Raw genomic sequence first — 13,809 nt, 5'->3', positions numbered from 1 at the left:
CCATCTCTATAATGAGAATATGGAATAACATTAGGGTAAAAGCAGGTGTAATTATGCAGGCTATTTTTTGGACTGTAGAGGAAGTTGCCCAAAGAGCCAAAAATTTTTACGAGCAGGGGATTCGCTCAGAGGTTGAGCATGGCGATAATATTGGCAAGATGATTGTGATTGATGCTGAAACTGGCGAATATGGAATTGATAAAAGTGGTGTTGAATCTGCATTAATGTTAAAGCAGAAAAATCCCAACGCGAGATTATTTACCATGCGAATTGGTTACGATGTTGCGTTTAGTTTTGGTGGTGCTTCTATGGAGCGTACAGTTGAATGATGAAAGGAAGATTGGTTGATGGTAAGGCAATCGCTCCAGTAATTTTTCGTTTACCTGGACAACCAGATTTTTCCCTAGATTTTGTTATTGATACTGGATTCAACGGCTATCTGACTTTACCAGTTCAAGCAATCAGTGCAATGAATCTTCCCTTATATTCCAGTACACCTATAAAATTAGCTGACGGTAGTGAAGCCTTATCAGCCATACATTTTGCAACTGTTGTTTGGGATGATGTAGAAAAGGTAGTCCTCGTTTTAGCTTCTGGTTATAAGCCTTTACTAGGAACTGCGATGCTGGAAGGTTATCATCTTGAGATAGATTTTGTAGACAATGGTTTGGTTTCGTTAGAAAAAATTCCGGCAAAGAAATAACAGTAGAGACTGCTTGGCGTTGGGAGTGGGAATGAGTTCTCAAATACGCCAATAGTTGAGAGTGTTGGGTTGCCGCTTAGTCTTTTAGCTTTCAATATCTTCCGCTCTTTGTCCGGGACTAATCTTTGTCAAACCAACCATAGGGAAAATATCAATCACAAAAGTTATCAATACGTAAATCTCGCCAGATGTCAGAAACCTGCCAACCAGTATTGCCCACAGACTGGAGAACTGGAGAATCTTGCACTGGAGCGTAAAAGGGAACATATTCTGTCAATTGGCTTTCTACCTCCAAATCTGGCTGCTGGTGAATGATAGATTCATCAGCAGAGACTGTCTCGACTGGGACAACTTCCTCAACTGCTGGCTGTGAAGTAACAGACTTTTTGACAATCAGTAGTTCCGGTTTTTTGATAGGTTTCATCTTTATCTTGGTGTCAAAAGCTTGATAATAGAAAAACAGATGTAGCTAAAAATTGTGCGTCTCATCTATGGTGAGTGATTGGACAGTCCTTCACAAGTAGTGAAAACAAGCCAATCTGTTCGGTCTGTTGAAGGGAGCAATTACGCTGTTAGAGTAGTGCTAGCGATTGTACTTGTGCTAGCGCCAGTGGTACGCCATCTGTAAAATCTACGGTTGAACACTCACGGTTTCCACCTAGCGTTGCCTATGTTTTGCGATCGCACCGCTCACTACAAAGCCGTAGTGATTGGATAGGCAGAAGTTCAGTTAATGCATTTATGGTGCAGATGATGCTACTGTTGAGCGGAACTTCTGAGAGCAGAAAATGCAGGCACTGCCTTAGCTGGAATAGTGATTTTCTTCTTGGTTATGGGATTACGCCTTTCACGAGAAGAGCGATCGCGTCGCTCGAATTATCCAAATCCTATGAGTGTCACTTTTGATCGGTTTATTTAGTAACAATTGGTACTTATACTCATCAGCTTGTAATCTTACTTAATAAAGAGAAATAGCTGTAAGCTTTATATGATAAGCTTTTTACCTTAATTTCTTATATAACTATATCGCTTAACATAGTTATTTATAACGACTTGTAAAATCTGCTTGACTTATTCATCAAGCAAATACGAGAGTAATAGATGAAATACATCAGTATTTTTACTTGGAAAGGGTGCTCTAGGGAAAGTCTACATCATCTGTAATTTCTAGTTACTATTGCACAGATAGATGCTGTGATCTGTGGCATTGAAAAATTTTTGAAAAAAGACGGAGTCATATAATTCTCTAATAATACTGGGAGGATTCGCTCTTCTTGCTCCCGCAATTACACATTTATGGGTAAACAATTAGTGCGCTGGTTTACCGAGCTTTGCTTTGATATAAAACATTTAGTATTGGTTTTTTAGTTGAATTATTGAATATGAATTGTTCTTATAAAATTCTTATTCAATTTTTCTTGATTTACTGTAGCTAAAAAGCGATGCTTGCATTTGCATCTTATAAGACATTGGACAATGACTCTAGCTGCAACAATTTCAGAGCTTAACAATATTGTCCAATGCATTGCTGGCATTAATTTAGAAGATGCTGTAAGAAATAAGGATTGGGTGCGTCCACTTTTGGAAGAAACATAATTAGGGACTTTCAGAAATTAAATTATTCAATCAGCAAGGGGGGAAGATATTGAGTAAATTCTTTCTCTCCCTCTGCTCCCTCGGCTAACCTAGCGACAGTATATTTTTTTAGTTGGAAGTCCCTTATTGAGTGCCAGAAACCCTTTATATGGGTTGTGTAAAGAAGTCTATCTGCCAAAACTGGATGCTGCCTAAGGATTTTTGTAGTCCAGTTATAGCAGATTGCAGTAGAACGTATAACAAAACTCTTCTTGAACTTCAAAATTAGGAGAATGATATGTCTGAAATCAGAATATGGGAAGAATACCTTCAACATTTTGGACTTGAGCAAAATGCTATTAGAGAAGGATGCGAACCCTATTTAATAGTGAACGATGAACTAAAAGATAATGCAATAGTTTTAATTCATGGACTGACTGACTCACCATTTTTCATGAAAGCGATAGGGCAATACTTTCATGATGCTATGGGGTTTAATGTTGTCATACCATTACTAGCTGGTCACGGACTTAAACAACCCGATGGTATGAGAACCGTAACCTTAGCGCAATGGGAAGAAAATGTAAATTATGCTGTAGAGGCGGCTAAAAATTACGGCAACAAAATTTCCATTGGTGGGCTTTCTACTGGCGGTGCTTTAAGTGTGTATAAAGCATTCAAGTCAAATGGCGGAATATCTGGAGGTGTTTTCTTATTTTCAGCCGCATTAGATCTAACAAGCAAATATGGAACTTTAGGAGGAGAATTAGAAGAATTTTTATTAACACTGCCCATAACAAATGAAGTTGCTGATATCCAGGATTTAATCAGGGATAATTCCTTAGTTGGCGAAAATCCTTACCGTTACGCAAAAATGGATTATCATGGAGCTATTCAGCTAAAAAAAATTATCCGAGAGATTGATAAAAATATTGAAAAAGCCAGTCTCTTACAACCAGTTTTTGCTGCTCATTCTGAAGCTGATGAAAGAGCAAATCTTGAGGCAATTAAGATTTTTCTAGAGCGCTGCTCTATTCAAGAATCATTTATAATACCAAGGCATTTAAAAGTTAAACATGGAAGTGTTGTATTGCAAGATGACATTCCGGCAACCGACGTAAATTTGCGTGACGATAAAAATCCTTGTTTTGAGGAAATGATAAAAGCTGTTCATCATTTTGCCATCAATCATTTGGAGAATGTCAAAAGTATCTCTGTACTGGTATAGAAGCTTAACTCGATTGAGTTACTTAATTGAAGAGCAGTAATGAGAGAAATGTATCTACCTGAACACTTTAGTATTTGGCGAAGGTATTAGCAGAAATCAATCATAACAATCAGCACCATGAAACAACATATTAGGCTGAAGTTAAAGCAGGATGTTGGACTTAGAGAATTAGCTCATTGGGAAAATTTTCTTGATGATAAAACTCATGCTATAACAACCATTCATTCTGTTATTGATACACTATTCGCTAAATATAGACTACCTATTTGGGTAACTAGAGAATATAAACCAGCGGGACAAACCTGGAATCAGGGAGAGTTAATTCATGGATTGAATCGAGTCTATAGGTTGATTCTGCAAGAGGATACTAATATTCCTCCACAATTAATCCAGGAAATCTCTGTACAACCAATAGTGGAAGAGGTAAAGATTGGAGAGGTAGTTTCAGTACCCTTACCGTCTCCAAGAGCAGCTGCAATGAGTGCTGAAACTGATTGGCAATCGCGTCAAGCAATTTATCTAGAAGCAGCACATCAATATACTCAAGGAGATCCAAACATTGTTGTGGCAGTTCTAGATACAGGGATCAATCTTGCTCATCCAGAGTATCAAGATTCTCTTTTACCAGGTTATGACTTTGTAGATATTATTGACGGCGCAGGTAAGTTTGTTGGGGATTTCTTGGGTGCAGATGATGTTCCTGATGATGAAGTAGGGCATGGAACTCATGTAACTGGCATCATCGGAGGCAAAGGGTTGGGAATGCCTGTAGGGGTTGTACCAAAATGCAAAATCCTACCTGTACGAGTCCTCGGTGCGATGGAGAAAAACGGCAGACGGGTGGGTGCAGGCTTAGTAGACAACATTAATGCAGGGATTAAATGGGCAGTAGATCAAGGCGTTCAAGTAATTAACATGAGCTTGGGGATTCCCCATACTGGTGGTGGTTTACCCCATGAAGAAGTTGTCAATTATGCTCAAGAAAAGGGTGTGACGATTGTTGCGGCTTCCGGTAATGATGGGCAAGAACAGTTATATTATCCAGGTGCGCTGCCTCACGTTATTGCTGTGGGAGCCATTGACGAAACAGGTGCGATCGCAAAATTTTCTACCTATGGCAAACAGGTGAGTCTAGTTGCACCGGGAACCAATATTTACAGTACCTATTTGCATAATGAATATTCTTTCTCTACAGGTACTTCTCATGCCTCACCCTTTGTTGCTGGTGCGGTAGCGCTATTGAAGTCTTATGCCTTGAAAAAGCGAGGGAAAACTATATCAGATGAGCAGGTAAAACACATTCTCAAGCATACATCTGACAAAATAAGTACCCAGTTTAAGCATCGCAGAGCCGGATTTGGCAAGCTGAATCTCATTGATGCTTTACAACTCCTCGATTACAAACTCAGTTCATAGAGGTTGATTATGGAAATACTAGTCAAAGGTTCTAAAGGTTATTTAGTAAAACTTTTGCAGAGCTATTTACAGGTTCTCAGATATTACTCAGGAAAAATCGATAGCGATTATGGGGATATGACCCAAGATGCAGTTGACAAATTTCAAACAGACGTAGGAATAGGTCCTAAGGAAGGAGTTGATGACGACACATGGAATAAGTTAGAACAACGTCTTGAACCAATCACAAAAAATCTGGAACTTCAAAAATTTGTTCAACAAATTGGTGATGCCCAAGGGGCGATTGAAACTGCTAAAAATAAAGTAGAAACTGCTCAGATTGCTGCAGAAAATGCCAAAAAAGAAGCTGAGTCTGCTAAGACTGCTATAGACAAGGCTAAAAATGAAGCTGAGTTAGCTTCTGGAAAATTGGTTATTTCTGCTTCTGTAGTCAAAGTTAGGGAAAGTGCAAGACGGACTGGTCTGATTTATGATGCTGCGATCGCACTATACAAAAGCATTCAAAATACACAGACAGAGATTAATGAAATAATCAAGACAGCCAAAGAGAATGTTGCCAAGATTAGACTAACCAGCCCCAAATCAGAAGCAGACAATGCCGATAAGGTTGTCGCAAATGCTGAAAAGCAAGTAAAGGAGATTCCAGAAAAAGTAAAAAATGCTGAAAGCTTGAAGTCAAAAGTTGAAAATAAAGTAAAAGAAGCCTCCGAAGCTACAGAAAAAGCGGAAGCTGAAGAAACAAAAGTTGCTATCCCCTTCCAAAATCTTACGGAAGTGCAGAATGCAGTGGCAGTTCAAGAAAAAGCTGCCAAAGATGCGGAAACAGCCGCAAAGGAAGCTTTAAAAGATATTCAATCTGCTCAACAAACAATTTCCGAGTTAAAAGCAAAAGTAGAAGAAGATGTCCAAAACTTAGGAAACAATGAGGCAGCATCTCCTATACCAGCTGGCCCATCTAACTTTTCACCACTTTGGGATTTATTTAATCAAAAGGACAATCTTCCCCTGACTTCACCTCCAGCAGAAGCCCCTAATCAACCACCAGATGGATTAGGAGATATTAACTTATCCACATTAATACACCTGTTTGAGTTAGATAAATCCAAGCAGACAAATAAATAAAAGATACTTTTTACACTTTTAAATTAAACACTCATCATTAGCTCAAAGGAAAATATGTCACCAGAATCTAGTGTTGTAGGCACCGTTAATGGTGCAGCGATAAATTCTAACATCATGACCCAAGGTTGGGCTGTAGATAATGCACTGAAGTTCAGAAGACCAGTCAGTGTTGATATTTATGCCGAAACAGCCTTAACAGCAACCGCAGAGTGGGTCAGCACTAAGAAGTGGGAAGACTACAAAAAAGATTTTCAGGAAAAGGCTAAAGATCCCTCTAACGAATCTACGAAGATTGGTCTTGGTACTAATGCCAGAGATACACTACCGAGAAAACTGCCGATTGAGAAAATCGATGAATTAACCAAAAAACTTGACACAATTGGACTAGAAGATATTCCCAGATTGTTGCTATCTCATCGCGATATTTATGCCTTTACCTTACTGCAAGCAGTAGATGCAGTTAAGTCAGACGATATTACTGGATTAGCCAATGCAGTTCTGTTGCGAGTTACAGATGAACCAAAAAGATACTTTCTGGCATGGGTACTAGCAGAGGTTACGAATGATTTAAAAATACGGATTACAACTGAAGACAAAGATCCCAACAAGAACTGGCCTCGACTTGTGGAGTTGACTCTACAGCGCGGGATCGATATCCGAGATGGGCAGGTACGGCCATCAGTTATGGGTCTTTTAAGCATTCTGTACCGTGAAGGGAATATTCCTTATTATCTTGATGAGTACATTTATACACGTAGTAGTGCTATTCCAACCACTTCATTTACCGACACAATCAAGCAGTCAATGATTGATTACCTCATTAAATTGGGGGTAGTGTTTAACGCTGCAAATACAGAAGAGAACTTTAAAAAAGGAGCTTACGACGAATATTTTCTCCTTGCCTATAATGAGGCCATAAAAAAAAGTGCAGTTGCAGATGATCCTATAGACACAGCACGCATTAAAGGCGGTGAAGTCGCCTGGAATTTTGTTGTCGATTCCTTCGATACTTTTGAGCATCAAGGCGTAATTCCTGCCAATATTAAAGCAGTAGGGGCATTAGATTACATCTTTAATATTGGTGAGCGGATGCGTGTCTTTGATGTAGCCAATGCGCTGGTGCTGCGTTGGGCGAGTGGAATACTCGACATCCCTGAGGGCAAGACTGCTGGCGCTCTCTACCGCTTTCATAAACTACGTAATGAGCGCAACACACCCGCAGAGCGTGCCATGCTTTACAAGCGGGTGCTGAATAAAGGGCATGGTAAACTGCTGTCTAACATGGTGGTGAATGAAGCGTTTCCCATGCTTTGGCACCAATTAATGGCAGAAGTAGCAGAATATATCCGTAAGTCAGAACGTAGCAAAGATGTTTACGTGTCCAGGTCGCCTCTTTATCAAGCTACCAAAAACTTGCAGTATAACCTCACCGAGCATATGACTGGTATGTCTCATGTGCAGGTGACGGAAGACTATGCCCACTTACAAGAAGCTCTAGAGATTCTGCGATCTGAGGAAATTCTCAATAGTTTTGGCGGACGACGCAAGAGCCTTTGGAGTGTGATTGAGCAAGTTGCTAAAGAAGACCTAGGCACTATGGTAGCAACGGCTACACTGCGAACAATTGCTGTAGAGGGCAACAAGATTTTTCAATGGATTGCTAACTTTGAGACAGAAGGCGCTGTAAGGGAAGCAGATTTTGACACCCTACTAAGTGCCGCAGAATCTTGGATTATTGCCCAAGCATCAATGGAAACAGGAAGTAATGGCAAGTTCCTGCCGAAAGGATCTGCTAGTCACTACAAAACTAGTACTGCCAACAGATCCCTTCCCAGAGGTCGAGACACGGTGAAACCGAAGACAAAAGGTGGCGATGGTGATTTTGATGATTGGGATGTTTAATCTGATTCATTTTGTTGACAAGCATGAAGGAGAATTTTGATTATGTCCGATCATCAAGAACTGAAAGACCAAGCCCGTGCAAAGACAAGATCCTTACTTGCTTACTCCCAATCTTTCCGCAGTATGGATCGGGAAGAGCAGTTGGCACTGTATAAAGATTTAGTAGATGCCCACTACAGGGATTTAGCCGAACAAAGTGGGTTAGCTACCGAAATGACAGCTGGTGATTTAATTGACGCTGACAGACACCGCAATGAACGGATTGGGGGTGCTGGTAAAGATGCTGGCGATATCATAGGTAAGCTGGTTAACAAGGTAAATTTCCCTGGATTTGTGCGGGATTTGCTTGTTGGTGTTTTTGATGCTAACCAAGATGCCAATGAACGGCAAATGAGAGCGTATCAAGAACTATTACGACAAGCGACCAAATCTCTTTCTGAATTTGTCAATGCGATCAACAATGACGAGGCTTTATTTCGCTTGACTCAGATGAATAATGATTACAAATTGGCCAAAGCTAAAACATCTGATCCCGGAAGAGGCGGACGACGAGGAAGGAAAGATTCAGCTAACGCCACGCCAGGAGGTCAAACCCCACCTGCTGCGAACGAAGTGAAACTTGTAGATAAGGATGGTAAAGATGTTAACACAGATGACAATGCTATTCAAGCCAAGATTTTAGATGCCAAACTAGCCATTGCTAAAGAACAACGTACACTGCTGCGGGAAACGATTTTGATGGGAGTATCTCGTTTAGTAGTAGAAAAAGGTGTAATTCGGGCAAATGTCAAATTCAAAATTGATGCCTATGAAGATACCCAAAACAATGATAGAGGTGACGAAAACGTAACGAACTCAGTAGGGTTCAATGCAGGTTTCGGATATGGTGCTTTTAATTTTGGTACAAGCTTCAATCACACAAAAAGTCAGGTTAGCATTGCTACTTCTCAGACTGACATGGGTTCAGAATTATCGGCAGAAATGGAAGGTTTTGTCGAGATTCAGTTTAAATCAGATTATTTTAAACTGGATAACTTTAGAGAAATATTTGACTTGGGTCAAGGACAAATTCCACACGGACAAATGCCTGCTGCTGCACCAGCGCAAACTCTGCCGCCAGCCGCCGCACCCACACCTACACCCGCACCACAAACACCTCAATAATTGACAGCTATGGCACTGGCAATTTTAGAATTTCTTGAAAGTTATGGGCAAAAAAGCCGCTTTCGGGTCAATCTGGGAACGACGAATCGGTTTTATTGCTATAAGATTGGCGATCAACAAATCCACAATAATGGTTTAACTCTTTTACAAGACCCAATCTACACTTCGCCGTTAATTGGCCCTTTACCGGAGAGTAGTTTGGGGCGAACTGTTCTAGAAGTGCCGAATGATAAATTTGATCGCCAGCATCGGGCCATCCAAATCATAAGTTTTCAGAATGCAAAGAAAATAGGGCCTGCTATTTCTGAGGTTGTCATAGTTCCCAGTGTTAGCACAAATGACTTACCAGAGATTTCTTTTGGCCAAGAACTAGATCGGCAAACGACTATGAACAAATCATCAGTAGAAACAGTTGCTTTTCAGTATCGAGAAGTACCACCTGTGAGTGAAGCTATGGGGATACTGGATATGTTGACAGGCGCGGTTTCAAAGGTACTTCCCACTCTTTTGGGCGGAGGAAGTGGTGGTGGGTCAATTGGCAATCTGCTGAGTACTTTACTGCCCAAGTTGCTAGGGATGTTACCTCAACTTATGGGGGGAGGCGGGAAAATAGACTTGGCTGGTGGGCAGCCAGCAGGTGATGTAAGTCAAATTGCAAATCTCCTGGGGGGGTTACTTCAGCAAAGTGGGACTGAAACGCCAACCGCACCTACACCAACAACTACTCTGTTGCCTCCATCTCCTAGTGCAGCTACTCCTACTACTGTGCCACCATCGCCACGACCCATTATGCAACGAGCGCCTGTAGCACGGCGCAATTCAAGTTCACTAGTGGCGGCGAAATCAATGGCGATGTCTGTTCAAGATTATTATGCGCCTAGATATGGTGGGGTGGTTAATGGTTTTGCCTTATCCACAGAAGATGATCTAGATGACGATCTCAATATTTCATCAGCATCCACATATTCGATGCCTTTGGAATATTCCGAGGCGATGGTGTTTCCTGCTGCTCTGATGGCTATTTTGCCGACTATTTTGCAGGTTGCACCACAAATCATTGATTTGATTATGAAAATGTTTCCTAAAAACCAGAACCCAACATCAAAGCAAATGAGTATGATGTTGGGCATTGATGAGGAGGAGTATACAGAAGACCATGCGACGTTGATTGCTTTAAGTCTGGGTATTGCTGCTGCTCCTACATTGAATTTAGCTTATCAACGGGTTGATGCAGTTATTTTGGCGTTTACTGATGTTACCCCGGTGATGATACATGGCAAGTCACGCTTTTTGTATCGCCATGACCAGGATATTAGTTTCCCCTTGAAGTTGGAAACACCCCAAGCAGTAAAAAAAGCGAAATTGCAATTATTGGTGAAGCATCCCAACACTTTGAAGGTATTAATTGAGCAAAACTACCACATTGAAAATGCTACCTCTGGTGCAGTTAGTGTTGTACCTAAAATCAGTAAAGAACAACTCAAAAAGTTAGCTGTCAATGAAGAATATTTAATCTGCGTTTCTTTGGTTTGGGAAGGTAGGTCAAAGAAAACCCAAAAGGTAATGCAGTTAGGGACAAGTACCATGCAACTAATTACTTTGGTGGGTGAATATTTGTTTGACCGCGTTGAAGGTACTGGTCAGACTGTACCACTAAATGATGTAGACCGATTTCGTTCTTACTGGCATAAGGTGTGGCAAGGGGATTTTACTGAAGATGTGCGGCGGATCAGTTTTGATTGTAAATACTATTACACGTTGGAAAGTAAACGTACCGAAAATGCTCGGATGGAAACGGTAACGCAGCTTTTAGAAGATGATGCCACAGGACACAAAAGTAGGTTGAAATCTGGTTTGATTGTCAGTCCCTATGGGTTGAATGAACTGCTGGAGCAAATTTCTCAACATCCCCGATTAAGCGATGCAGAATTAACTGCACTCGTGGGTTCGGAGTTTAAAGCACGGTTTAGTCATGCAGCGCGTACTCAGGTGAATTTTAAGGGCAAACCAAGAGATACTGTTGCACTTTGGATTTATCCAGAATTGAAGTTGCAACAGGTGATTTTGAAGCAGGTAGAGCAGAGTCAGCCTAACGGTAATGTACAGGCGTTGAAAGAACATCCTGTTTATTTCCCGATGCCTGCGTTGGCTCATTTTATTGGGGTGAGTACGTAAATTTTGACTGTCTAACAATTTTTCAACTGTCCACACGATAAACAGAAGAGGAAAACCCATATGGATGCTTCGCAAAAACCGCAATCACTATATCAGAAGCTTTACAAAAAGCCCCGAATTGATCAAAATCCATGTCAGTCGCAGCAGCCATCAAATACACAGCCTCTTAATAGAGTATTTCAGCCGCAGCAGCCATTAAATATATTCAAACGGGAGGATATTAAATTTCAAGTTAAGAATGAGTGTATTTTGGGTGCTATCTTAACGGCGAAACTTCATCGCTTAATTCAATGTTTAATTGACCAGAATGATGGAAAAATACAAGAAAATCAAAATAAAAATCAATATCAAATAACCGGGGGAATCAATTGGATTGAACATACAAGCTGCCTTGCTAAATATATAGCAGATGGAAATAAGAAGAATGCACAAACACAGTCTCTAGATTATATTTTGAAGGTTGGTGAAGCTCAAACAAAAATGCGAGGATGTCTTAATATAGAAAGGTTATTTCTAGAGGAGAATATTTCTTTATTAATCAGATGCACTGATATAAATGAGAATAGAAAAGATTTATCTTACGCAGAAATTAAAAGGATTATCGAATCATTAAAGAGAATAGACAATAATTTATCAGATGCTTCTATAGCTGAAATTTTGCTTAGAAAGGTAAAGAATGGTGAAAGCTCAAATTTTCCACAAGCCGAGAGAAAATGTCCGGGTATAAGTATTCAATTGAATCATTTCCTGAATTTCGTAAATGCACTTTTATTTGGTATGGAAGCATCACGGAATAATTTATGCTTTGGTACATCATTAATGACTTTAGAGTTGATCCGAGATAGAATAACGACCTTTCAACAGGCATTCGATACTAGATACGAAACGTTGACGGTCGGTTTATACCCAATGGCACTTGTTAAACCTGAAAACGTTGATGGGCATTATCGTTTAAGCACAAAAGGTCAATTTTATCAAATGCAACCTGAACAACAAAAGCAGCATCTAGAAAAATTTATTCAAAAGTGCCTCACGGAGCAAGATACAGGCATTGTAGCATTGAGAGAAATGTGGTTGGTTATCAAATGGTTAGAATTCAAAGAAAGATGTATGCAAGAAAAGTTCAGTACTATGGAGCCTGTTAATGCAATCACAAAACTAGGAGATTTCTTTTTAGACTTGCTTCATAGATATTATTGTCGTCCATTAGCAGTTCCCCAATCCCTAATTCCTGAAGATAACTCTCAATTTAATTATGGTTTTTCTGGTGAGTTAATTCTCAACGGTATGAAGGTGATCTTTGATCAACCGATAGGAGTTTATCCGGTCACTCTAGAATCTAAAGACGAGGCACATCGCAATGGAACATGAAAATAAGCTTGCTTCAACTAATCTAGTTAAATCAAGCGATTTAAACTTACCCAAACTAGATATATTTAATACCGCAGCCCCAGCAAAACCACTAGACCACAGCCTGTTATTGCCCTTTGCTCAATTAGTCGAAAAACTCACAGATTACCAAAAACAAATAATTGACCCCCAGACGGGATTTGCCATGATGATCGCGCAACTAACGGTCGATATGCCGATCGAATTGAAAGTAACTGTCAACAATGACGGCACAGTAAATCTCAAAGCTTCACCACCCACCCAAATGGTGAAAACCTCCGTCATGCCAGTATTTCATCAAATGCAACTACGGATAGTCAGAGAGGATGGCGACGAATAGCAACAACCGCCCCTGGAATTTGGAATCATTTCTCGATTCATTAATCTATGAGCTAGACAAAGCTCAAGATACCCTCTCTGTCAAGGGCATGAATCGAAAATTAACCTATACGGTCAAAGATGTGTCCTTAGATTTACAAATCTTTCCCGAATTTGATGGCGAAACAGTCCGGTTTGTCACAGCCCAACCCGGACAGACAGGAGCATCAAAAGTTACCTTTCAGCTAGGGACGATTCGAGATCACCAAATTCAGGAAGTTGCTAGAAGACCACTCACCCGCAATGATATTTCCTTAGAAGAGGTCAATTTACCAGAACCAGAGAAAAAGGAATTAAAAAAACTGGGGATTCGCTCTGCTGAGGACTTGCGCCGCACGGTTGAAGAGGAAAACGTTGATATCGCGAAGGTGACAGATAACAAGGTGGACTATCAGGGATTGGCTAACCTGATGAACCAATCGCGCCGCCAGCAACTGGCTCCTACTGTGTCTAAAGCCAGTCTTTCCCAATCTCAGGGTAAAACAATTCTTACCTTAGAAGGAAATAATTTAGCGATCGCACAATCCCTCGATGAATTCCCCGTAGCTGCAATTAACAACGAACCTGTGGAGGTAATTTCCGCCAATGACAAGGAAGTGAAAATTCAGGTAAATCACCAGCACTTGCAAGGCGGCGTAAGTCAATTACACGTTGCGCTCGATCCTTATGCGATCGTCACCATGAATTTGCAGTTAGCTAATGCTGCGCCTGCTTCCCAAAACCCGAATCATCAACCAAATTAACCCTCTTTTGTCAC

At 40.6% G+C, this 13,809-nt stretch carries 13 protein-coding genes; 11 read left to right on the top strand and 2 right to left on the bottom strand.

All coding sequences use genetic code 11. The features are described from left to right. Nucleotides 1-53: 53 nt before the first annotated feature. Both HG267_RS37755 and HG267_RS37750 read left to right on the top strand, forming a co-directional pair. Nucleotides 54-329 (top strand): hypothetical protein, encoded by a 276-nt coding sequence (locus tag HG267_RS37755; protein ID WP_045873557.1) that lies wholly within the window; start codon nt 54-56, stop codon nt 327-329. Continuing rightward, on the top strand, nt 326-703 hold the full coding sequence (locus HG267_RS37750) for a clan AA aspartic protease (protein WP_045873556.1): 378 nt from the start codon (nt 326-328) through the stop codon (nt 701-703). Before HG267_RS37755 ends, HG267_RS37750 begins: the two co-directional genes overlap by 4 nt. A 151-nt stretch (nt 704-854) precedes the next feature. Here HG267_RS37750 and HG267_RS37745 read toward each other — a convergent pair whose 3' ends face one another. Continuing rightward, entirely contained in the window at nt 855-1,127 is a 273-nt protein-coding gene (locus HG267_RS37745; RefSeq protein ID WP_045873555.1) for a hypothetical protein, read from the bottom strand. Between the two features lie 332 nt (nt 1,128-1,459). Beyond that, nucleotides 1,460-1,537, bottom strand: a complete 78-nt coding sequence (locus HG267_RS42055; protein ID WP_411863278.1) for a hypothetical protein — start codon at nt 1,535-1,537, stop codon at nt 1,460-1,462. A 1,039-nt stretch (nt 1,538-2,576) separates the two neighbouring features. On the opposite strand from HG267_RS42055, the gene HG267_RS37735 reads away from it, so the two are divergent. From HG267_RS37735 to HG267_RS37695, 9 genes are all read left to right on the top strand, one after another. Then, nucleotides 2,577-3,506, top strand: coding sequence for an alpha/beta hydrolase (locus HG267_RS37735; RefSeq protein WP_045873553.1), 930 nt, complete (start codon nt 2,577-2,579; stop codon nt 3,504-3,506). A gap of 117 nt (nt 3,507-3,623) precedes the next feature. After that, complete coding sequence (locus tag HG267_RS37730; RefSeq protein WP_045873552.1) at nt 3,624-4,922, top strand: S8 family peptidase; 1,299 nt, start codon at nt 3,624-3,626, stop codon at nt 4,920-4,922. Between the two features lie 9 nt (nt 4,923-4,931). After that, a complete protein-coding gene (locus tag HG267_RS37725) occupies nt 4,932-6,044 on the top strand; it encodes a peptidoglycan-binding domain-containing protein (RefSeq protein ID WP_045873551.1) in 1,113 nt (370 codons plus the stop codon). Between the two features lie 54 nt (nt 6,045-6,098). After that, nucleotides 6,099-7,946 carry a hypothetical protein gene (locus HG267_RS37720; protein WP_052335372.1) on the top strand — a complete coding sequence of 616 codons (1,848 nt, stop codon included), beginning with the start codon at nt 6,099-6,101 and terminating at the stop codon, nt 7,944-7,946. A gap of 42 nt (nt 7,947-7,988) precedes the next feature. Continuing rightward, nucleotides 7,989-9,110 (top strand): hypothetical protein, encoded by a 1,122-nt coding sequence (locus HG267_RS37715; RefSeq protein WP_045873550.1) that lies wholly within the window; start codon nt 7,989-7,991, stop codon nt 9,108-9,110. 9 nt (nt 9,111-9,119) lie between these two features. After that, nucleotides 9,120-11,285, top strand: coding sequence for a hypothetical protein (locus tag HG267_RS37710; RefSeq protein WP_045873549.1), 2,166 nt, complete (start codon nt 9,120-9,122; stop codon nt 11,283-11,285). A 60-nt stretch (nt 11,286-11,345) separates the two neighbouring features. After that, nucleotides 11,346-12,656 (top strand): hypothetical protein, encoded by a 1,311-nt coding sequence (locus HG267_RS37705; protein WP_045873548.1) that lies wholly within the window; start codon nt 11,346-11,348, stop codon nt 12,654-12,656. Next, the gene (locus HG267_RS37700) at nt 12,646-13,014 is read left to right on the top strand and encodes a hypothetical protein (protein ID WP_045873547.1); all 369 of its coding nucleotides are present in this window, start codon (nt 12,646-12,648) and stop codon (nt 13,012-13,014) included. Before HG267_RS37705 ends, HG267_RS37700 begins: the two co-directional genes overlap by 11 nt. Then, nucleotides 13,001-13,795, top strand: coding sequence for a hypothetical protein (locus HG267_RS37695; protein WP_045873546.1), 795 nt, complete (start codon nt 13,001-13,003; stop codon nt 13,793-13,795). The genes HG267_RS37700 and HG267_RS37695 overlap by 14 nt, the downstream gene beginning before the upstream one ends. The last annotated feature ends 14 nt before the right edge of the window (nt 13,796-13,809 follow it).

The organism is Tolypothrix sp. PCC 7601 (genome assembly GCF_025677855.1).
GTDB lineage: Bacteria > Cyanobacteriota > Cyanobacteriia > Cyanobacteriales > Nostocaceae > Aulosira > Aulosira diplosiphon.
The sequence above is the reverse complement of the archived record's forward strand: the minus strand, read 5'-3'. Positions and strand labels throughout refer to the sequence as shown.